This is a genomic window from Caballeronia sp. ATUFL_F1_KS39 (genome assembly GCF_023630985.1).
Classification (GTDB): Bacteria; Pseudomonadota; Gammaproteobacteria; order Burkholderiales; family Burkholderiaceae; genus Caballeronia; species Caballeronia zhejiangensis.
Genome location: NZ_JALQDZ010000056.1, coordinates 37,038 through 57,004, shown reverse-complemented (window position 1 = coordinate 57,004; position 19,967 = coordinate 37,038). Strand labels below are relative to the sequence as shown.

Here is a 19,967-nt window from a genome sequence, read left to right as displayed (position 1 = left end):
CGATAAATTGCTCATCGTGGCATTGGGCCCGATGGCGAATACCGAATCGAGAAGAACCTTGCAACCCGTACACGAATGGCACACGGCGCCTCTGCCCGCCGACGAAGCGAAGCGGCTCCAGTTGCTGCGCAGTCTCGACCTGCTCGACACGCCACAGGAAGAAGTGTTCGACCGCGTAACGCGCGTCGTCGCCGAGCTGTTGCAGGTGCCGATCGCGCTGGTATCGCTCGTCGATGAACATCGGCAATGGTTCAAGTCGCGTGTCGGACTCGATGTATGCGAAACCGCGCGCGACGTGTCGTTCTGCGCGCACGCGCTTCACTCCGAACGTCTGCTGCTCGTCGAGGACGCTCACGCGGATGCGCGCTTCGCCGGCAATCCGCTCGTCAGGGGCGCGCCACACATCCGCTTCTATGCGGGCGTGCCGTTGCGCTCGTCCAGAGGTCTCGTGCTCGGCACGCTTTGCGCGATCGACACGAAGCCGCGCAAACTCACGGCAAGCACGCAGGCCGCGCTGTGCGATCTCGCGGCGACCGTCGAGCGCGAGATCGTGCAGCGCGAAGCCGCGCGCGAAACGCGTGAGATTCAGGAAGCCGACCGCCGCAAGCTGCGCCTGTCCGAGACGCGCTTTCATACGATCTTCGAACAGACGCCGACGGGCAAGGCTATCGTCGATCTGGAGGGCCGCTTCGTCGAAGTGAATCCGAAGCTGTGCGAAATCACCGGTTATAGCGCCGATGAACTCGTCACGATGACCTTTCAGCAGATCACCGACGAAGCGGATCTGTCGGCCGATCTGCAACTCGTCGCGGAACTGCTCGACGGCACGAGCAAGACGTATACGCTGGAAAAACGATATCGCCGCCGTAACGGCGAGCCGGTTTGGGTCGAGCTTTCCGTCGCGCTGATTCGCGACGAACGCGGCGAGCCGCTGCATTTCGTGAGCGTCGCGCACGACATCTCGAGCCGCAAATACAGCGAACAGGTGTTGCGCGATTATCGGCAGGAACTGGAGCGCCGCGTGCTCGAACGCACGCGCGAGCTCACCAGCAATCGCGCCGCGCTGCAGACGATCACGGACAATCTGCCCGTTCTCATCGCACACGTCGATGCTGACCTGCGCTATCGCTTCAACAATCAGGTGTATCGCGAGGTGTTCGGCGTCGAGCCTTCGGCGTTGCGTGGCAAGACTGTGCGCGACACGATCGGCGCGTCGACCTTCGAGCGCTGTCTGCCTTACTTTCGCCGCGTGCTCGCCGGCGAACGCGTGACGCACGAGGACATCGTCTATGAAGGCGCGCCGAGCCGCGTCTGGAACGCGACGTATATTCCCGAGTTTCAGCGCGAGGAAATTGCCGGTTTCTACATCATGTCGCAGGACATCACCGAGACCAAGCGGCGCGAAAATCAGATGCGCTCCGAAGTCATGCTCGACGCGCTCACGGGCCTGCCGAACCGGCGCGCGCTCGCCGAGCAACTCGCGCTTTCCGTCGATGCCGCCCGCGATGACGCCGTGCCTTTCGCGATCTTCTTCATGGACCTCGACGGCTTCAAGAGCATCAACGATCAGCACGGTCACGACGTCGGCGACGCGCTGTTGATACAGGTGGCCGCGCGCCTGAAAAAGACGACGCGCGCGGGCGATCTCGTCTGCCGCCTCGCCGGCGATGAATTCGTGCTGCTGGCGCGCGGGATTTCGTCATCGAGTGCATGCAGCCGCATCGCGCAGGACATTTGCCGCGCGATCGGACGGCCGTTCGAACTCGGCCGCGTCGAAGCGCATCTCGGCACGAGCGTCGGCATCGCGATGTGCGCGGGCGGCTTCGACACGTCCGCCGAAGCGATGCTCGGCGACGCGGATCGCGCGATGTACGAAGCGAAGCGCAAGGGACGCAACGGCTTTCGCTTCGCATCCGTCGCGGCGGACGTCGCGCCGACGATCAACAACTATCTCGATGCCGATCGCCGCAGCGCCGTGCATCACTGACTTCCACGATATGCAATGAAGGTCCGTTTCACGAAAACGCGCGCTGCATGGCAGCATGCCGCGAGTTGCATATCGGAGAATGGGCTTTCTCATCATGGGAACCCGCAACTAGAGCATTGATTTACTTCGATAATTATTTGCTTCGCGACGTCGCGCATCGTCGCCGGCCGCGTCCCTTTCTTCGCTAACCTCTTATACAAGAGGCGCACGTTCGCCAATGCGAACCGCCCGGTGCTTTCCAATCAAGCTGGAGAAACGCGATGCAGAATGTCTATGTCGAACCGATGCCGAAGGGCCAGTGGGGACCGATCGACGGTTACGCGCTCGAATTCCCTGACGGTACGAGAATGACGCAGCAGAGTTATCGTTCGGAGCGGCTCGCCGTCGATGAAATCAAGCTGCGCGGCTATGCGCCCATGGTTGCGAAGGTACGCGTGACCGACAAGACCGTCGACGAACACTGGGAAGCCGTCGAATAAGACCGTCAGCGCGCTTCGCGTCCCGCGCGAAGCGCTTCCCTTTCCTTTCCGATCCGCGCGGGTTTTCAGTTCTTTTTCTTGCTCGGACGCCAGCTATCATCGGCGGTCATCGCGGGCTTCACCGCCGGAGCGATGGCCGCGACCTTCTGAAATTCCTTCGTGTCGGTTTTCGCTCGAGCGACGGGCGCAGCAGGCGGCGCCGCGCGCGTCTGACGCTGCTTCGGCTCGGTCCTGGATACGCGGCCTTTCGCTGCTTCAGCGCACGCGCGCTCGGACTTGCGCGAACATGCAGAAGCCGACTTCGATACGGGTTTCGCTTTCGATGTCTTGACCGATTGCTTCGCGCCGTGCGTCGACGGTTTTTTTGCGATCGAGCGTTCGGGAATCACGCTCTGCCGCGTGCTGTCCTTGCTCGATGCCGTGACAGGAATCAGTGGCGACGCAGCTTCCGCTGACGGACGCGCGGCGGAGCGCAGCGGGCCGTCCACGATTCTGTCCGCCGAATCGATATTGATGGCGGCGATCGGTGCGGCCTTCGTCTCGATCGGACGGACCGTGCCTGCGACGGCCACAGGCAGCGTTCCCGCGCGCGGTGTCGATCCGTGCTGCTCGAAGTAAGCACGCGCGAGAAAACACGCACCGAGCACGACGGCGGCCATGACGACCGTTGCGAGTATCGAATGCGATGGACGCCCCGTCGCAAGCACGGCAGCGCCATTGGCGATGGAGGCACGCGCAGGCGCGGGTAAACGCGCTTCGTATGTTCTCGAACGCGCCGGCCATCGCACGCGGGCCACTTCGCCCTGTGGCGCAAACTGGCGCGTCACGCCTCGCGCCGCCTCGACTGCCCGCAGAGCTGTCTCCGCGCCCCTCGTCAGCACGGCCCCGTGGCGGTCGGCGCCGCAAAACGGGCACACGCTTTCTTCTACTGATGAAAGGGTTTCACATCGGGGGCAGATGACGAAATAAAGCGAGCCATCGCCTCGCTGTTCCATTGTCACACTCCATCCGAATCATTTCGGAAGGCCGATCGACAATCAGCGATCGTCCGGTCGCAAGTAATACATACGAATTACCGTAGCACACCGGGCATTGTTTCGGAAGCACAAACAACCCCTTTTGAACAGGGTCATTTGTCAGTCGAATGGCGGGTTTCGCTTCGCTACGTCTAACAAATTACTAATCAGCACTCGGAACTTTAATAATGATTAATCATGCGCGTGGCAAATGCGGCGCCGTCTGTGCGATCTGGTCGAGTTCATCGCGCACCGCATCGACGACACACGCATCACGCAGAGAAACATCTGCCGCATGAATCGCTTCGAGACGCCGCCGCACGGCGCCGTACTGCGCACCCGCACGGCGATGCAATTCCGCACGCTCGCTATAGCGCAAAAACGTCTGCAACGAGGCGAGCACGGCGGCGCTCAGACTCGTCATCCCGATCAGGATGTGCACATCCGGCGACACCGCCGTCGCTACGAGCGATAAAAACGCGGACGTGCCCGTCGCCGCCGTGATGCCGATGACCGCAAGCCCGAGCCGTCTGCCGCAGCGCGTCAGCCGGTCGGCCATCGTGTAATGACGAATCTGCGATTCGCGCGCGCGCCGGATCCACGCCAGCACGAGCGTCGACATGTCTCGGGGCGGTTGATATGAGGTTTCGGTCATGTTCTAAGCACTCTACGAACAGACTTCATCCTCCCGGCTAATCAGGACATTTACCGTCCCGATGGCGCTTGAATCATCTTCCAGCCATTGCCCGCGGGATCGCGAAAACCGGCATCGACGCTGCCGTAGCGATCGACCGGTTCCTGCGTGAACTCCACGCCGCTCGCCTTCAGCCGCTCGTAAGTCGCGCGGCAGTCCGCGACGGACAGCACGAGCGGCGGCATCGCGCCCTTTGCGACCATCGCGCGCAGCGTTTGCGCGGTCGCATCGTCGTGGATCGGCGCGCCCGGCGCGAACAGGCCGAGCTGAAACGACGGCTGATCCGGATGCTGCACCGTGAGCCATCGATACGTGCCGTTGCGCACGTCGGTATGAACGCGAAAACCGAGCTTGTCGACGTAAAACGCAAGCGCTTCGTCCTGATCGTCGACATAGATGCCCACCACGCCGATGCCCTGATTCATGTGACCTCCTTCGTTGAAGATGGCCGCACTGTACCTTTCGCACCGCGCCGCCGCTTCTCCAAAACTGCGATCGTGAGATCGGGTCGTTGCGCTGCCTTCAGCACGCACGCGGGCACGCGATCGAGCGCCTCGACGCCGGCGCGCGCTTGCACGCGCATCGCGCTCGGACTGTGGCCGGTGATATCGCGAAAGATGCGGCCGAACGTTCCGAGACTTTCCCAGCCGGTGACGAAGGCAATATCCGTGATGGCGAGCTCGGTGTCGCGCAACAGCGTGACGGCCTGCTCGATGCGCCGCGTCAGCAGATAGCGATGCGGCGGAACGCCGAACGCGCGCTTGAACGATCGCGCGAAATGCGCTTCGGAGACCCCGCTGACTTCGGCCAGACGGCTGACCGGCCAGTCCTCGTGCGAACACGCGTCCATGCGATCTTTGGCGCGCAACAGACGCCGCAACAATGCCGGATCTTGCAACGCATCGGCGGTGGCGGGTTTGCGAGTCGGCATGGCGTTCGGGGTGCGGAAAACGAGCGGCTAGTGTAGCCCGGCGCGCACAAAGAAAAACGTCGTGCAGAGGCTATCCGCACGACGCAAAAGTCGCTCATTCCTGAGAAGAAAGAGCTAGAGGAGATGGAAAGTATCTTAGCCCGCGTCCCCGATGCGCGATGTGCCGGAAAGCGGCCGTTTTGCGGCCCAATTCGCGCAATCGGTCTTGCATCACAACAACGGCAGCGTGAGACGGATGTGTTCCGCGAACGCCGATGTCAACATCGAAGGACGGTCGCGCGCGAACTTCAGCGATATGCCGACGCCCGGCAAGGCCGGCAGCCCGGCATCCGCATTCAGCACGCACAGATCGGCGGGCACGGCGGTCTGCGTGATGACCGCGAACGCCTGCCCCGAGCGCACCAGCGCCGTGAGCCCCGCGAGACTGCTGCTCGCGTACGCGATGCGATACGCCCTGCCCGCGCGCTGCAAGGCTTCGCATGCGGCGATGTGATCGAGCGTGTCCGGATCGGAGAGCGCGAGCGGCAACGGATCGTAATGCGCGGAATCCATCCCCGGACAGCCGATCCAGACCAGTTGCTGGCGCCGGATGACCTCGCCGCCGGGTTTGTCTTCGGGAAGCGAGAGCATCGCGAGATCGAGCGCGCGCTTTTTCAGTTGCTCGGCGAGCCGGGGCGTCGGCCCGCACACGACTTCCACCAGCGCGTGCGGATGCTGACTCGAAAATTGCCGCAGCAGGCTCGGCAGGAACACGGCGGCGTAATCGTCCGGACAGCCGAAGCGGATGCTGCCCGACAAGCCTTTTCCGCACAGATCGGCCATCGCCTCGTCGTGCAGACGCAGGATGCGCTGTGCGTGAACCAGCAGGCGTTCGCCGGGATTCGTCAGCACGACGCCGCGTCCGGTGCGCTGAAAAAGCGGCTGATCGACGATATCCTCGAGCCGCTTCATCTGCTGGCTCAGCGCCGATTGCGTCCGTCCGATGCGCTCGGCCGCGCGACTCAGCGCTCGCACTTCCGCGATGACGGCAAACGAGCGCAACAACTCGATTTCCAGTGACAGGCTCAAGGTATTAGCGCCTCTTCTATCTCGCATTAGAACTATTCGATTCTATAAAACCTGAGCGTTGTCTACACTGCAGATTCCTTCCTATCCCGCCAGGAGAAGCACGGTGTCCCTGAACAACGACGCAACTTTCTGGCGCAACGCCAGACAGCACCTCATCCGCTACGGCGGCACGTTCGAGCCGATGATCATCGAGCGCGCGCAAGGCAGCTTCGTCTACGATGCCGATGGCCGCGCGATTCTCGATTTCACCTCCGGACAAATGAGCGCCGTGCTTGGCCACAGCCATCCCGAGATCGTGTCGGTGATCGGCGAATATGCGGGCAAGCTGGATCATCTCTTCAGCGGGATGCTGTCGCGTCCCGTCGTCGATCTCGCGACGCGTCTCGCCGATATCACGCCCGCCGGTCTCGATCGCGCGCTCTTGCTGAGCACCGGCGCCGAATCGAACGAGGCCGCGATCCGCATGGCGAAGCTCGTCACCGGAAAATACGAAGTCGTCGGCTTTGCGCAGTCGTGGCACGGCATGACGGGTCACGCGGCGTCCGCAACGTACAGCGCGGGGCGCAAGGGCGTCGGTCCCGCGGCGGTCGGGTCATTCGCGATTCCCGCGCCGTTCCCATATCGCGCGCGCTTCGAGCACAACGGCCGATACGACTGGCTCGCGGAACTCGACTACGCATTCGATCTCATCGACCGGCAGTCGAGCGGCAATCTCGCCGCGTTCATCGCGGAACCGATTCTGAGCTCTGGCGGCATCATCGAATTGCCGGAAGGCTACATGGCGGCGCTAAAGCGCAAGTGCGAAGAGCGCGGCATGCTGCTGATTCTCGACGAAGCGCAAACCGGCATCGGCCGGACGGGCACCATGTTCGCGTGCCAGCGCGACGGCGTCACGCCCGACATCCTCACGCTATCGAAGACGCTCGGCGCCGGCTTGCCGCTCGCGGCCGTCGTCACATCGGCGGAAATCGAAGAGAAGGCGCATGCGCTCGGCTATCTGTTCTACACGACGCACGTATCCGATCCGCTGCCCGCCGCCGTCGGCCTGCGCGTGCTGGATGTGGTCGAACGCGATGGCCTCGTCGCGCGCGCGAACGTGATGAGCGCGCGCCTGCAACGCGGCCTGCTCGATCTGATGGAGCGCTTCGACTGCATCGGCGACGTGCGCGGCCGCGGCTTGCTGCTCGGCGTGGAGATCGTCAAGGATCGCCGCACGAAGGAACCCGCCGATGGTCTCGGCGCGAAGATCACGCGCGAATGCATGAATCTCGGCCTGAGCATGAACATCGTGCAATTGCCGGGCATGGGGGGCGTGTTCCGCATCGCGCCGCCGCTGACCGTGAGCGAGGAAGAGATCGACCTCGGGCTCGATCTGCTCGGCAAGGCTATCGAGCGTTCGTTGTAGGCATCGTCAGCGCAGGCCGGCGCGCAGATCGCGCACGCCGCGTCCCAAGCGCTGACGTAAAAGCGTTCGCAAAGTCGCGCCGTCTTCGTAGCCGACTTCGGCGGCGATCGCTTCGAGATCGAGTCCGCTGCCGTGCAGAAGCGATTGCGCGCGTTCGACGCGCAAGTCCTGAAAGTACGCCAGCGGCGATTTGCCGAGCACTTCCTGGCATCGGCGCTGAAGCGAGCGCGTGCTCGTCGCCAGCGCGTTCGCCGCGTGCTGCAGCGAAAATCCTTCCTTCAGATGGTCGCGCGCCCAGCGCTCGAAACGCTGGATCAGCGGATCTGCCTGCGCGAGATGATTCGGGATGATGTACGGCGCCTGCGACGTGCGGATATCGGCGAGCAGAAAGCGCGACACGAGCGCGGCCAGCTCGGGGCTCGACTTGCGCACGAGCCACAGCGCGAGATCGAGATGCCCCATCGCGGCGCCGGCCGTCACGCCGATATCGGTCGGCACGAGCATCCGCGATTCGTCGAGCAGAACATGCGGATAGCGTTGCCTGAAAAGCGGCGCGAGCGACCACGTCGATGTCGCCTGCCGATGATCGAGCAATCCTGCTTCCGCGAGCAGAAACGTCCCGATGCAGGACGCCCCGATCGATACGCCTTGCGCGCGCCACTTCTGCAATTGCCGCACGGCGTCCTTGACGTCGGCGCGTTCCAGTGCGGGCAGCAGCAGTTCCGGCGTCGTCGCGGCGAGCGCCGGAACGATGACCCAGTCCGGCTTCAAATCGGGCGTGACGGGTTCCACCGGAATCGCGAAGCCGTGACCCGAACGCACGCGCTTGCGCACGCCAACAGTGGATACATCGAAGCGCGGGGATCCGCCCATCGTGCGCGCGGCCAACCCGTTCGCGGCTCTGAGCGTGTCGAGCGTCACGGCGAGGCCGGTATCGAAGAGACCATCGAGAGCGAGTATCGCGATGTGCATGGCGCAAATGACCCAGAAGTTGTCATTTGCGACGATACCGATCTTTCGTCCAGGCGGCTACGTTAAACGAGGAACAAAAAAAATGCGTCGTGCCGACCAGCCTCGGCACGACGCCTTTTGCTTGAGAGCCGTCAACGTCGCATGAGGCCCATTACCAGCGTCACGAGGAAAATCACGAGGAATATGAAGAACAGGATCTTCGCGATGCCCGCCGCGCCCGCCGCGATACCGCCGAATCCGAGCGCGGCAGCGATGATCGCGATGATGAAAAAGACCAACGCGTAATACAACATGATGTTATCTCCCTCTCGTCCGAGTACGCCGCGCGCCCCATGTGCGCGGAGTTCTCTAGCGTAAGCAAGCAGTATTCCTTACCGGATGGAGCATCGTTTTCTGCCGTGCTATCCTTGGCCTCGTCCTGCATACGCCATCAAACCCGCATCGCGCTGGGAGCGCGGATCACGCGTTTTTTACATTGCCGTCAAGAAGACCCGTTACCTGCCGTTAATCAAAAAAAGGGGACGTGTAATTCAAACGGCGTGTCGAACGCTCGTTCGCGCGCTGCTTCGCGTTATCGAATGGTCATGCATTACGGGCACCATTCCAGCGAAGCAATCCCTGTAAACAGGGCCATGCTCGCATGGTTGACGATCTGCGGTTCAAGGTCGATCGCTTCGCCATCTTGAGCATCAAGACATGCGCGCGGGCATCCCACCACCGAAGCACGATAAGAGACACACGTTCGGATGCCATTCCTCCGACGATTGCTTTAGGGCGCCGCGCGTTCGGGCCCATTGGACAGAATTGATGAAACCGGCAAGGAATTCGCTGCGGTCACGCGTTGGCCGATATATCGCTTATGGTGTGATCGCGGCCGCGCTCGTGACGGGCGCGGGCTTTCTGCATTGGCGCCATGAAGTGCGGGCCGCGCAATCGCAGACGGCGGCGCTGACGGGCGTCGCCAATCAGATGCGCCATGACGCATCGCCGTGGACGCATCGCGAGAAAGACGCATCGGAAATGCTGACCGATATTCGCGCGAAGAATGTCGCGACGATCGGTGTGAGTCCCGACGCGATTCTCGTCTCCACGACGAAGGGCGAGAAGTATTACGTGGCCGATCATAACGGCGCGTTCTCCAACGCATTGCTGCTCGGCGATATGAAGCCCGACGCGGCCTCGCCGTATCAACTCGTATGGCTGCCCGACGCCAACGTGCGCACGGGCATTGCGCGCTGGAGCGAGATGTTCGACCGTTCGCGCGACGCGCTGAGTCTCTTGCTGCCGCTCCTGATGATCGGCGGCCTTCTCTGGTTCATGCGCCGCGAAATGCGCGGCGGCGCGCAATTGCTCGGCGAATCGCCGACGCTGCGTTTCGATGACGTCATCGGCGCGGGCGAAGCGAAAGCCGCGCTCAACGACGTGCGCGCGTGGCTCACCGAGCCCGCGCAATTCACCGGCATGGGCGTGCGCGCGCCGTGCGGCATCCTGATGACGGGCGGACCGGGCGTCGGCAAGACGCGGCTCGCGCAGGCGCTCGCGGGCGAATGCGGCGCGAACTTCATCGCGATCACGGGCAGTTATTTCAGCGCGAAGTACTACGGCGTCGGCATTCAGAAGGTGAAGCATCTGTTCGAGCTCGCGCGCAAGAATGCGCCGACCGTCATCTTCATCGACGAAGCCGATGGCCTCGGCAAGCGCACCGATACCGGCGGCGGCCCGGTCGAAGCGGAAAGCAATCGCATCATCAATCAACTGCTCGCGGAGATGGACGGCTTCGCATCGAACGAAGGCGTCATCATCGTCGCGGCGACGAATCATCCCGACAATCTCGATGAAGCGCTGCGTCGTCCCGGCCGTTTCGATCGCACGGTGCAAGTGCGTTTGCCGGGCGTCGAAGATCGCGCGGACATCCTGCGTTTCTACGCGGACAGCTTGAAGACGAAGCGCGACGACATCGACTTCGATCAGCTCGCACGTCTGACGACGGGCCTCTCGCCCGCCACGCTGTCGATGATCGTCAATCAGGCAGGACTCGTCGCGCGCAAGGCGGGCGAACGTGAAGTATCGGCGGCGCATTTCCTCGAAGCGATCAAGATCGCACGCATCGGCGATGTGAACGGCGCGGAACGCGCGCTATCGGATGACGAACGCACGCGCATCGCGGTGCATGAAGCGGGTCACGGCCTCGTTGCGGCGCTGCTCGGCACCGGCGTGCTCGAAGAAGTGACGATCCTGCCGCGCGGCGGCGCTCTGGGCGTCGCGCTCATCACGAAGATGCAGGACAAGCATCTGTATCGCGAAACCGAATTGCGCAACGAGATTCAGGTGCTGCTCGGCGGGCGCAACGCGGAACTGCTCATGTTCAAGGAAGCATCGAGCGGCGCGGCATCGGATCTTCAGGAGGCGTCACGCATCAGCCTCGATATGGTGTCGAAGTTCGGCTTCAACGAGGAAGGCAATCTGTTCAGCCTCGCGGCGTTGCCGCAGCAGTATGCGGGCTTGCAGCTCAAGAATTCGATCGGTCATGCGAACGCGTTGCTGCACGATCTGAGCGACGAATGCTTCGCGCTGCTGCAAGCCAACGAGCCGGTGTTGCGCGCGATCGCCGATGAATTGCTCGAATCGGAAACCGTGCCGGGCGAGACGGTTTATCGCCTGATCCGCGAGCATGCGGCGGCTGTCGCGAATGTCGAGGCGGCCAACGAAGTGCTGGCCGCCTGAGCGGTTACTTCTTCACGCGAGCCGTCGCAAATCGAACGGCGTCTCGCGCAGGCGCTTGCCGGTCAGCGTGAACACGGCATTGGCAACGGCCGGCGCAACCGACGGGCTCGACAACTCGCCTACGCCGCCAGGCTTCGCCGGATCGCCCTGCACGATGCGTATGTCGATGTCGGGCATGTCGCTCATACGCATCACGGGATACGCATCGAAATTGGTCTGCTGAACCTGGCCGTGCCGAATGTCGATGCGGTCGGCGAGTGCGTGTCCGAGTCCCCACATCAAGCCGCCGTATAGCTGCTCTTCCGCACCGCCGGGCGACACCGCGAGCCCGCAGTCGGCCACGCACGTGAGCTTCTCGATCACGATACCGTCATCCTTGCGCGAGACGCGCGCGATCACCGCGACATAACTGCCGTACGCGCGATTCGTCGCAACGCCGAGCGCGGTGCCGCGCGGCAACGGCTTGCCCCAGCCGGCCCGCATCGCGGCCTCGCGCAATACCGCGACATGGCGCGCGTCCTTCATATGCGCGATGCGAAAGTCCACCGCATCGCGATGTCCCTTATGCGCGGCTTCATCCATGAACGATTCGACCGCGAACACGTTCGGGATATAACTCACCGCGCGATACCAGCCCGTTGGCACGCCCGTTTCATGACGCACCCAGCCGATATCCACATTCGGCGCGCCATACGCGAACTCGAACTTGCTGATTGCTTCCGTGGTGCTGTAGTCCATGCGATCGGGACGATCGAAATAGCCCGGCTCCCATTGTTCCGGCGATGCCGGCATCACCGCGCGCAGTTGCAGCGCCGAAAGATTGCCGCGTGCATCGAGCGTGGCCTTTGCGCGATGATGACTCGCCGAGTGATAGAAGAGCGCGCGCATTTCGTCCTCGCGGCTGTTCATCAGCTTGACGGGCTTGCCGGTTTGCAACGCGAGCCATGTGACTTCGAAGAGCCAGTACTTCGATTCGCGCGCACCGAAGCTGCCGCCCGAAACCAGTTCATGCAGCACGACACGATCGGCCGGAATGCCGCCGATGACTTGCGCCGCCTCCTGCGCCGTCGACGGCACTTGCAAGCCGCCCCAATACGCAATGCCGCCGTCCTTCGACCACGCCGTCACGTTGATGGGTTCGAGCGGATTCGCGGCCTTGTACGGCATCGAATAAGACGCCTGAATCACGCGCGCGCCATGCTTGATGATGGCATCGGCGTCGCCGTTCGTGATGGTCGGCACGACGCGCGCAGCGGGATCGTCGAGCCATGCAGCCTGGCGCGCGGGCATATCGCGGCTATCGAAGTTTTCGAACGGACTATCTTCCCATTCGACGCGCAATGCGGCTTGTCCCTTGTGCGCGGACCAGTAGTCGTCGGCGAGAATGGCGACGCCCGCCTGATTGCCGCCGAGCACATCGGGACGTCCGGGTATCGGCAGCACTTGCCGCACGCCGGGCACGGCGAGCGCCTCTTTCGCATCGACGCTGCGCACGCGCGCGTCGATGACGGGCGCACGCGTCACGACCGCGACGAGCATGCCGGGCAAACGCACGTCGATGCCATACGCGAACGCGCCGCATACCTTCTGCGCCGCGTCGCGTTTCTTGCTCAGCTTGCCGATGTACCTGAATTGCGATGCGTCTTTCAACGGCACGTCTTTTGGCGCGGGCACGCTCGCGGCGATGACGGCAAGCGATCCATAGCTGGCACGCGCGCCGCTCGCGTTGTCGATCACGAAGCCGTTATCGGTCGAGCACGTTGACGGCGATACCTTCCATTGTTTCGCGGCGGCTTCGATCAGCATGGCACGCGCAGTCGCGCCCGCGCGCCGCAAGCGATCGTATTCCAGCGAGACGCTCGTGCTTCCGCCCGTGGAAAACACCTTCCACAAGGGATGAATGTAATCGGCATAGAAAGGATTCTCGGGCGTGATGACGTCGATGCGAAACGGATCGACATCCAGCTCTTCGGCGACGAGCGCGGCGAGCGCGGTGCGCGTGCCCGTGCCCGAATCGTGCTTGTGGACGACGAGCTTGATCGTGTCGTCGGGCAGCACGCGCACCCATGCGTTCGGCTCGAATTCGCCGTCACGCGGAAGAGCATCGCCGTTCTTCGCCAACGCATCGGGCAATCGAAATCCAACGGATAGGCCCGCTGCCAGCAGCGCCGAACTCTGCTTGATGAAACGACGGCGCGCTGCGTGATGTTCGATACGCATTCAGACCTCCGCCGCCGCGCGCTTGATGGCCTTGCGGATGCGCGCATACGTTCCGCAGCGGCAGATGTTGCCGGACATCGCAGCGGCGATGGCGTCATCGCTCACGGACGGTTTGCCCTTCAGAAACGCCGCTGCCTGCATCAACTGTCCCGACTGACAATAGCCGCATTGCGGCACGTCTTCCGCAACCCACGCGCGCTGCAACGGATGCGTGCCGTCCCTGGAAAGACCTTCGATGGTCGTGATGCGCCTGCCCGCCACGGCCGCTATCGGCAGCAGGCACGAACGCACGGCCTCGCCATCGAGATGCACCGTGCATGCGCCGCAAAAGCCCCCGCCGCAGCCGAATTTCGTGCCCGTCAAACCGATGCGATCGCGCAGCACCCACAACAGCGGCATGTCTTCCGGTACATTGTCGAGCGAGTGCCGCGCGTCATTGACGACGATTTCGATCATGCGCTGTCTCCTGAATGTCGTTCGAGCTTGCGGCCATTATCGGAAGCCGTCATGCAAGAACGCCAGCGACGATTTCTTTGATCACCCGTAAGCCTGGCTAACACCCATGTTGAAGCGCTACCCTTCGATCCAGTCGATGCAGGCCTTCTTGCAGGCGGCGCGCGCCGGCAGCTTTTCGAGCGCGGCGCGTCAGTTGTCGCTCACGCATAGCGCGATCAGCCAGCAGATCCGCACGCTCGAAGAGTTCGTCGGCCAGCCGCTGTTCGTGCGCGAAGGCGCGCGCGTCGTGCTCACCGATGCCGGCGCGCTCTTCGCGAATCAGCTAGGCGATGGCTTCGAGCAGATCGATCGCGCGTTGTCGTCGGTGAAGGAGCGCGCGGTGAAGCAGTCGATTACGCTCGACGTCGATCCGGAGCTTGCGCAAAGCTGGCTCGTCGCGCGCCTGCCCGCGTTGCTCGGCGCATTGACGGGCACGTCGCTGACGATGCTTTCCGCGCCACGTCATGACCGCAGCGCGTTCGAACGCGTCGATCTCGCGCTGCGTTACGGCTATGGCGAATGGGACGGCTTCGAGAACGCGCTCATCTGCGGCGACCGTCTCACGGTCATGGGCTCGCCCGCATTGTTGAGCGCGCGCGGACTCAGCGTGCCGCTCGCGCCGGAACAAGTGCTCGCGCTGCCCTTGCTCGGCTACACCAAGCGCTCGTGGATTCCGAGGCTCGCCGCAGCGGGCCTGCCGGAAGCGGAGCCGCACGCAGTCGCCGTCTTTGACAACGCTGCGGGGCTGATCGCCGCCGCGAGCGCGGGCGTCGGCGTGGGACTTGCGCGCGGCCTGCTCGCCGCCGACGCGCAACGCGACGGCAAGCTCGTCGAACTCACACGCGTCGAGATTCCGACGCACTACAACCTCTACGCCGTGTGGCCGCGCGAGAAGTCGGCACGCGTTGCGCCGCTCGTCGATGCGATACGCGAGCTCGTCGCGCAAACGGTCAACGCGCGCGATCCGGACTGACGACTTCGCGCACGGTATCGAGAAACCGCGCCAGCACCGGCGACGGCGTGTCCGCGCGATAACGCGCATGAAGCGAGACTTCGGGCGCGGGCGCTGCGAGCGGCACGAATGCCACGCCGCCGCCCGACAGCTGTTGCGCCGATGCCGGCAGCAGCGCAATGCCGAGCCCTTCGCGCAACAGACATAGCAGCGTATGCAGTTCGACGACTTCCTGCTCGATGCGCGGCGTGAATCCCGCTTCGACGCAACAGTCGCGCAGAAACCGCGCGAGTTGCGATTGCAGCAGACCAAACGACAGAAAGCGCTCGGCTTCGAGATCACGCAGCGCGATATCCGCGCGTGAAGCGAGCGGATGCGCGAGCGGCAATGCGACCACGGCAGACTCGCGCAACACGACTTCGCTGACGATCTCCGGATCTTCGTGCGACACGCGAAAGAAGCACACGTCGAGCCGCCGCTCTTTCAGCGCCTGAATCTGCGCGGCGGGCGTCATCTCGTGAAGCGTCCATCTGACTTGCGGATGCTTGCGCGCGAACTCGCCGAGCGCGCGTGGAATCGGCTCGACCATCGCCGAGCTGATGACGCCGATCTCGAGACTTCCCACTTCGCCACGTCCCGCGCAACGCGTGAGATCGATCGCGCGCTCGAACTGCGCGAAGATCAGCGGCGCCTGTTCTTTCAGTGTTTTCCCTGCCTCGGTGAGTTCGACGCGATGTTGCGAGCGCAAGAAAAGCGCAGTGCCCATTTCCTCTTCAAGGATGCGGATCTGCTGACTCAGGGGCGGCTGCGAAATGTGCAGGCGCGCGGCTGCGCGGCCGAAATGGAGTTCATCGGCGAGCACCGCGAAGTACCGCAAAAGCCGCATGTCCATATCGCTAACGTATCAAGATCGTGGTCAGAAAATATTGTACAGAGCGCGCATAACTTGTGAGACTGCATCGCAAGCAGCAGTGCACGTCAGTGTGACACTCGATGCCGGCGAGGGGAAGGCGCATCAACGCGTCTTGCAAAAGGCCGCATGGGCAAGCTCGCAAGAGCTCTTGTTCCATCGACGCGCCTGCCCGCGATCCGGCGACTGGACACGCCAGTTCCCCTCAAGGAGATCGAGACCCATGATCATCGACACAAGCTGTTATCCGACCAATCTCGTCGACCTCGCCTGGCGCCATGACGGCGAACCCTTTTCGGGCGAGCGTCTGATCGAGGTGATGGACGGCCCGTACATCATCAACGGCAAGCCGCGTCGCATCGACAAGGCATTCATCCAACCGCCGCAAGGCAACACCATCTATACGTGGACCGATGGCGTGAGAAGCGGCCGCGAGTCGATCGACGACTACATGGCGTACACCGTCGAGATGACGCAGAAGTATCCCGACCGCCTGCTCGGCTGCTTCGTCTATAACCCGCGCTGCGGCCCCGAGAACGGCGCCGACGCAATCGAGTTCTACGCGAAGGAACACGGCTTCAGGATGGTGCAGTTGCAGGCCAACATGCACGCGTATCGGCCGGACCGCGCGCTCGACTGGCTGCGTCCCGCGTTGCGCAAATGCGCGGACCTCGGGCTCATCGTGAAGCTGCATACCGGCGACGGACCGTACAGCATTCCGAGCGAATGGTATCCGCTGATCCGCGAGTTTCCGTCGGTGCCGTTCATCATGGCGCACTTCGGCGTGCAGACCGGCGGCGTGTATTGCTTCGAGCCTTATCAGATGGCGCTCGATACGCCGAACGTCTATTGCGAATCGAGCTGGTGCCTGCAATCGCGCATCGTCGAATTCGCGAAGGTATTGCCGACGCACAAGATTCTCTATGGCTCCGACACGCCGCCCAACGAACCGGGCATGTGGCTGCGCCTGCTCGAAGTGCTGTGTCACGAACCGCCGCAAGGCCTCAATCTCGACGAAGACACGCTCGAGGATTATCTCGGCAACAACCTCGCGCGCATGCTCGGCATCGAACCGAGCGCGCCGCCGAAAAGCGTCGAAGAAGCGCAAGCCAATCTCGACCAATACAAAGAAGCTGACTACGCAGGAGCGCGCTGATGATCATCGATACCCATCTGCATCCGACCAATCTCGTCGACGAAGCCTGGCGGCACACGGGCGAGCCGTTCACCGGCGAACGCCTTCTCAAGATGATGGACGGTCCGTACATCATCAACGGCAAGCCGCGCCGCATCGACATGGGTTTCATCCAGCCGCCGCCGGGAAACACCGGCTATCGCGACGGCAACCGGCGCGGGCGCGAAGGCATTCGCGATTACATGTCGTATATCGCGGAGCTGACGCAGAAGTATCCCGATCGTTTCATCGGAAACTTCACGTATAACCCGCGCTGGGGTCCGGAAAACGGCGCGGCGGAACTCGAATTTCACGTCAAGGAATACGGCTTCAAGATGCTCAAGCTGCACGCGAACATGCATGGCTATCGGCCGGATCGCGCGCTCGACTGGCTGCGCCCTGCGATGAAGAAATGCGCCGAGTTGGGCGTCGTCGTGCTGATTCACACAGGCGATGGACCGTACACGATTCCCACGCAGTTCTATCCGATCATCCGCGAATTCCCGATGGTGAATTTCATCATCGGTCACTTCGGGATCCAGACGGGCGGCAATTACTCGTTCGAAGCCTTCTGGATGGCGATGGATACGCCCAACGTGTATTGCGAATCGGGCTGGTGCTATCAGTCGCGCATCGTCGAGTTCGCACGCGAGTTGCCGCGCAACAAGATCGTGTTCGGCACCGATTCGCCGCCGAACGAGCCGGGCATGTGGCTGCGCGAACTGGAGATGCTGTGCGGTCCCGCGCCGCAAGGCATGGACCTCGATGAGGACGGTCTCGAAGACTACATGGGCAATAACATCGCGCGACTGGTGGGCATCGAGCCGACCAAACCGCCGAAGGACCTGGCCGAAGCGGAGAAACGGTTGAAGGCCACGTATGTAAAGAACGACGAAGTCGCGCAGACGGCCTGATGTCATGCGGGCGCGGTCGCTCACGCGCCCTTCTTTCTCTCGACGGAGCTCACGATGGCCGATAACCTCTTTCGCGCCACGCAGGACTTTCATTGCTTTGCGCACGCCTATCGCGAGCAATATCCCCACGATGTGCTGACGCTCACGCAACAGTTGTCCGCCGATCAGGACGTCACCGCGATCGTCGCCGCGCTTGCCGCGCGCGGGCAGCATCCGATGCTCGTATGCGAGCACGTCGAAGGTATCGCAACGCCTTTGGCGACCAACTTCTTCGCATCGCGCGAGCGTATCGCCCGTCTGTTCGATGTCGATGCGCGCGGCCTCTTCGACGCCTATCAGCAACGCGCGAATGCACCGATCGCGCCGCTGTATGTCGCGCGCGGTCCCGTGCTCGATGAAGTCGTCGAAGCCGACGCGGTCGATCTCGCGCATGTGCCGATGATTCGCCACTTCGCCACCGATCGCGGCGCGTACATCACGAACGCGGTAATCGTCGCCGAAGATCCGGTGACCGGCATCGCGAACATGAGCTATCACCGTTCGATGCTTCATGCGAGGAACGCGCTCGCAACGAGCCTGCATTCGCGCGGTCATCTGTGGCGCATGTTGCAGACGGCGAAGGCGCGCGGCGACACGCTCAAGGTTGCGATGGTCATCGGCGCGCATCCGTTGTTCATGCTCGCGGCGGCATCGCGCGTGCCGTTCGGCACAGACGAGCGCGCCATCGCCGGCGGACTGTTCGGCGCACCGCTCGAACTGGTACGCACGCCGCGTTATGGCATTGGCGTGCCGGCGGCCGCGGAGTTCGTGCTCGAAGGCACGATCGATCCCGATGCGCGCGCCGATGAAGGTCCGTTCGGCGAGTTCACCGGCTATTCGTCGGACCGTTCGACCAACAACGTTATGCGCGTCGATACGATGATGCGCCGCCGCGATGCATGGCTCGTCGATGTCGTCGGTGGTCCGTATGCCGAGCATCTCACGCTCGCTCGTCTGCCGCGCGAAGCGGAAATGAGCGAGAAGCTGAAGGCGCGTTTTCCAGCGGTCACTGCGCTGCATTACCCGAACTCCGGCACGCATTTTCATTGCTATGTGGCGCTGAACCAGACGCGCGATGGCGAAGCGCGTCAGATCATGCTCGCGTTGCTGGGCTGGGATCCGTATCTCAAGCATGTCGTCGCCGTCGATGGCGATATCGACATAACCGACGACTCGCAAGTGCTCTGGGCGATCGCGGCACATGCGCAACCGCATGAAGATGTGTTCATCGTCGGCGGATTGCCGGGCAGCCCGCTCGATCCTTCGTCGTCCGTCGAAGGCACCACATCGCGCATGGGCATCGACGCGACGCGCGGCTCGCAATTCGACGGCATACGTGCGCGCATCGGCGAAGATGCGATGCAACGTGCAGCCGCCATTTTGAAAGGAGTCGCACGATGAGCACGCGGCGCATCGCGGTCGGTATCAGCGGCGCATCGGGCTTCACGTACGGCGTGCGCCTTCTGGAATTGCTGCGCGAACTCGACATCGAAACGCATGTGACGATCTCGCGCAGCGCGCTTCTGACGATGCAGCAAGAGACCGAACACAAGCTCGCCGATGTCAACGCGCTCGCGAGCTTCACCTATCGATGCGATGACATGGCCGCCGCCATTTCGAGCGGTTCGTTCAGCACGCTCGGCATGATCGTCGCGCCGTGCTCGATGAAGACGCTCGCCGAAATCGCCGGCGGACTTTCATCGAGCCTCATCTCGCGCGCCGCCGACGTCACGCTCAAGGAGCGACGCCCGCTCGTGCTGCTGGCACGCGAAACGCCGTACACGCTGGCCCATCTGCGCAACATGATCGCCGTCACCGAAATGGGCGGCATCGTCGCGCCGCCGGTGCCCGCGTTCTACGCGCGCCCTGCTTCGCTCGACGAGATGATCGATCACACGCTCGGCCGCGTGCTGGATCTCTTCGGCCTCGATTGCAACGTGGTTCGACGCTGGAAAGAACATAAAGCTGACTGACTCAAAGGAGACAA

At 62.9% G+C, this 19,967-nt stretch carries 19 protein-coding genes; 9 read left to right on the top strand and 10 right to left on the bottom strand.

All coding sequences use genetic code 11. The annotated features are described in order from the left end of the window. Positions 1-58: 58 nt before the first annotated feature. Together NCR93_RS27920 and NCR93_RS27915 are read left to right on the top strand one after the other, a co-directional pair. Positions 59-1,987, top strand: coding sequence for a bifunctional diguanylate cyclase/phosphodiesterase (locus NCR93_RS27920; RefSeq protein ID WP_175980235.1), 1,929 nt, complete (start codon positions 59-61; stop codon positions 1,985-1,987). 260 nt (positions 1,988-2,247) lie between these two features. Beyond that, a complete protein-coding gene (locus tag NCR93_RS27915; RefSeq protein WP_008346335.1) occupies positions 2,248-2,466 on the top strand; it encodes a hypothetical protein in 219 nt (72 codons plus the stop codon). A gap of 65 nt (positions 2,467-2,531) precedes the next feature. Here the strand turns inward: NCR93_RS27915 and NCR93_RS27910 are convergent, their stop codons facing one another. From NCR93_RS27910 to NCR93_RS27890, 5 genes are all read right to left on the bottom strand, one after another. After that, positions 2,532-3,125 (bottom strand): hypothetical protein, encoded by a 594-nt coding sequence (locus tag NCR93_RS27910; protein WP_175980236.1) that lies wholly within the window; start codon positions 3,123-3,125, stop codon positions 2,532-2,534. A gap of 553 nt (positions 3,126-3,678) precedes the next feature. Then, positions 3,679-4,137: an SLATT domain-containing protein gene (locus NCR93_RS27905; protein ID WP_033536018.1), complete on the bottom strand. Its 459-nt coding sequence runs from the start codon at positions 4,135-4,137 to the stop codon at positions 3,679-3,681. Positions 4,138-4,187: 50 nt separating this feature from the next. Further along, positions 4,188-4,601, bottom strand: coding sequence for a VOC family protein (locus NCR93_RS27900; RefSeq protein ID WP_008346331.1), 414 nt, complete (start codon positions 4,599-4,601; stop codon positions 4,188-4,190). Continuing rightward, positions 4,598-5,107: a helix-turn-helix domain-containing protein gene (locus NCR93_RS27895; protein ID WP_175980237.1), complete on the bottom strand. Its 510-nt coding sequence runs from the start codon at positions 5,105-5,107 to the stop codon at positions 4,598-4,600. Before NCR93_RS27895 ends, NCR93_RS27900 begins: the two co-directional genes overlap by 4 nt. A gap of 210 nt (positions 5,108-5,317) precedes the next feature. Beyond that, positions 5,318-6,202 (bottom strand): LysR family transcriptional regulator, encoded by an 885-nt coding sequence (locus NCR93_RS27890; RefSeq protein ID WP_175980238.1) that lies wholly within the window; start codon positions 6,200-6,202, stop codon positions 5,318-5,320. A gap of 76 nt (positions 6,203-6,278) precedes the next feature. On the opposite strand from NCR93_RS27890, the gene NCR93_RS27885 reads away from it, so the two are divergent. Further along, complete coding sequence (locus tag NCR93_RS27885) at positions 6,279-7,580, top strand: aspartate aminotransferase family protein (RefSeq protein WP_008346328.1); 1,302 nt, start codon at positions 6,279-6,281, stop codon at positions 7,578-7,580. Positions 7,581-7,586: 6 nt separating this feature from the next. On the opposite strand, the gene NCR93_RS27880 is transcribed toward NCR93_RS27885, so the two are convergent. Together NCR93_RS27880 and NCR93_RS27875 are read right to left on the bottom strand one after the other, a co-directional pair. Beyond that, on the bottom strand, positions 7,587-8,552 hold the full coding sequence (locus NCR93_RS27880) for a GlxA family transcriptional regulator (protein WP_175980239.1): 966 nt from the start codon (positions 8,550-8,552) through the stop codon (positions 7,587-7,589). A 131-nt stretch (positions 8,553-8,683) separates the two neighbouring features. Further along, on the bottom strand, positions 8,684-8,845 hold the full coding sequence (locus tag NCR93_RS27875) for a DUF1328 family protein (protein ID WP_008346326.1): 162 nt from the start codon (positions 8,843-8,845) through the stop codon (positions 8,684-8,686). A 514-nt stretch (positions 8,846-9,359) separates the two neighbouring features. Here NCR93_RS27875 and NCR93_RS27870 point away from each other — a divergent pair. Continuing rightward, positions 9,360-11,276 carry an AAA family ATPase gene (locus NCR93_RS27870; RefSeq protein ID WP_033536019.1) on the top strand — a complete coding sequence of 639 codons (1,917 nt, stop codon included), beginning with the start codon at positions 9,360-9,362 and terminating at the stop codon, positions 11,274-11,276. Between the two features lie 12 nt (positions 11,277-11,288). Here the strand turns inward: NCR93_RS27870 and NCR93_RS27865 are convergent, their stop codons facing one another. Together NCR93_RS27865 and NCR93_RS27860 are read right to left on the bottom strand one after the other, a co-directional pair. Beyond that, complete coding sequence (locus NCR93_RS27865) at positions 11,289-13,496, bottom strand: xanthine dehydrogenase family protein molybdopterin-binding subunit (protein ID WP_239295570.1); 2,208 nt, start codon at positions 13,494-13,496, stop codon at positions 11,289-11,291. Continuing rightward, the gene (locus NCR93_RS27860; protein WP_175980241.1) at positions 13,497-13,952 is read right to left on the bottom strand and encodes a (2Fe-2S)-binding protein; all 456 of its coding nucleotides are present in this window, start codon (positions 13,950-13,952) and stop codon (positions 13,497-13,499) included. It lies immediately after the preceding gene. A gap of 106 nt (positions 13,953-14,058) precedes the next feature. Between NCR93_RS27860 and NCR93_RS27855 the strand changes: the two genes are divergently transcribed. After that, the gene (locus NCR93_RS27855; RefSeq protein ID WP_250532312.1) at positions 14,059-14,964 is read left to right on the top strand and encodes a LysR substrate-binding domain-containing protein; all 906 of its coding nucleotides are present in this window, start codon (positions 14,059-14,061) and stop codon (positions 14,962-14,964) included. Here the strand turns inward: NCR93_RS27855 and NCR93_RS27850 are convergent. Then, positions 14,942-15,835, bottom strand: coding sequence for a LysR substrate-binding domain-containing protein (locus NCR93_RS27850; protein WP_175980242.1), 894 nt, complete (start codon positions 15,833-15,835; stop codon positions 14,942-14,944). The genes NCR93_RS27855 and NCR93_RS27850 overlap by 23 nt on opposite strands. 241 nt (positions 15,836-16,076) lie before the next feature. Between NCR93_RS27850 and NCR93_RS27845 the strand changes: the two genes are divergently transcribed. From NCR93_RS27845 to NCR93_RS27830, 4 genes are read left to right on the top strand one after another with little or no spacing between them, the layout of a single operon-like run. Next, on the top strand, positions 16,077-17,009 hold the full coding sequence (locus NCR93_RS27845; RefSeq protein WP_175980243.1) for an amidohydrolase family protein: 933 nt from the start codon (positions 16,077-16,079) through the stop codon (positions 17,007-17,009). Beyond that, positions 17,009-17,941 carry an amidohydrolase family protein gene (locus NCR93_RS27840; protein WP_175980244.1) on the top strand — a complete coding sequence of 311 codons (933 nt, stop codon included), beginning with the start codon at positions 17,009-17,011 and terminating at the stop codon, positions 17,939-17,941. The genes NCR93_RS27845 and NCR93_RS27840 overlap by 1 nt, the downstream gene beginning before the upstream one ends. Positions 17,942-17,995: 54 nt before the next feature. After that, positions 17,996-19,381 (top strand): UbiD family decarboxylase, encoded by a 1,386-nt coding sequence (locus NCR93_RS27835; RefSeq protein WP_175980245.1) that lies wholly within the window; start codon positions 17,996-17,998, stop codon positions 19,379-19,381. Then, entirely contained in the window at positions 19,378-19,953 is a 576-nt protein-coding gene (locus NCR93_RS27830; protein ID WP_175980246.1) for a UbiX family flavin prenyltransferase, read from the top strand. The genes NCR93_RS27835 and NCR93_RS27830 overlap by 4 nt, the downstream gene beginning before the upstream one ends. The last annotated feature ends 14 nt before the right edge of the window (positions 19,954-19,967 follow it).

Excerpts from the sequence above, each read along its gene's own strand:
- NCR93_RS27915 (WP_008346335.1), top strand. The coding sequence starts at position 2,248 with ATGCAGAATGTCTATGTCGAACCGATGCCGAAGGGCCAGTGGGGACCG.
- NCR93_RS27910 (WP_175980236.1), bottom strand. The coding sequence starts at position 3,125 with ATGGCCGCCGTCGTGCTCGGTGCGTGTTTTCTCGCGCGTGCTTACTTC.
- NCR93_RS27905 (WP_033536018.1), bottom strand. The coding sequence starts at position 4,137 with ATGACCGAAACCTCATATCAACCGCCCCGAGACATGTCGACGCTCGTG.
- NCR93_RS27900 (WP_008346331.1), bottom strand. The coding sequence starts at position 4,601 with ATGAATCAGGGCATCGGCGTGGTGGGCATCTATGTCGACGATCAGGAC.
- NCR93_RS27895 (WP_175980237.1), bottom strand. The coding sequence starts at position 5,107 with ATGCCGACTCGCAAACCCGCCACCGCCGATGCGTTGCAAGATCCGGCA.
- NCR93_RS27890 (WP_175980238.1), bottom strand. The coding sequence starts at position 6,202 with ATGCGAGATAGAAGAGGCGCTAATACCTTGAGCCTGTCACTGGAAATC.
- NCR93_RS27880 (WP_175980239.1), bottom strand. The coding sequence starts at position 8,552 with ATGCACATCGCGATACTCGCTCTCGATGGTCTCTTCGATACCGGCCTC.
- NCR93_RS27875 (WP_008346326.1), bottom strand. The coding sequence starts at position 8,845 with ATGTTGTATTACGCGTTGGTCTTTTTCATCATCGCGATCATCGCTGCC.
- NCR93_RS27870 (WP_033536019.1), top strand. The coding sequence starts at position 9,360 with ATGAAACCGGCAAGGAATTCGCTGCGGTCACGCGTTGGCCGATATATC.
- NCR93_RS27865 (WP_239295570.1), bottom strand. The coding sequence starts at position 13,496 with ATGCGTATCGAACATCACGCAGCGCGCCGTCGTTTCATCAAGCAGAGT.
- NCR93_RS27860 (WP_175980241.1), bottom strand. The coding sequence starts at position 13,952 with ATGATCGAAATCGTCGTCAATGACGCGCGGCACTCGCTCGACAATGTA.
- NCR93_RS27855 (WP_250532312.1), top strand. The coding sequence starts at position 14,059 with ATGTTGAAGCGCTACCCTTCGATCCAGTCGATGCAGGCCTTCTTGCAG.
- NCR93_RS27850 (WP_175980242.1), bottom strand. The coding sequence starts at position 15,835 with ATGGACATGCGGCTTTTGCGGTACTTCGCGGTGCTCGCCGATGAACTC.
- NCR93_RS27845 (WP_175980243.1), top strand. The coding sequence starts at position 16,077 with ATGATCATCGACACAAGCTGTTATCCGACCAATCTCGTCGACCTCGCC.
- NCR93_RS27840 (WP_175980244.1), top strand. The coding sequence starts at position 17,009 with ATGATCATCGATACCCATCTGCATCCGACCAATCTCGTCGACGAAGCC.
- NCR93_RS27835 (WP_175980245.1), top strand. The coding sequence starts at position 17,996 with ATGGCCGATAACCTCTTTCGCGCCACGCAGGACTTTCATTGCTTTGCG.
- NCR93_RS27830 (WP_175980246.1), top strand. The coding sequence starts at position 19,378 with ATGAGCACGCGGCGCATCGCGGTCGGTATCAGCGGCGCATCGGGCTTC.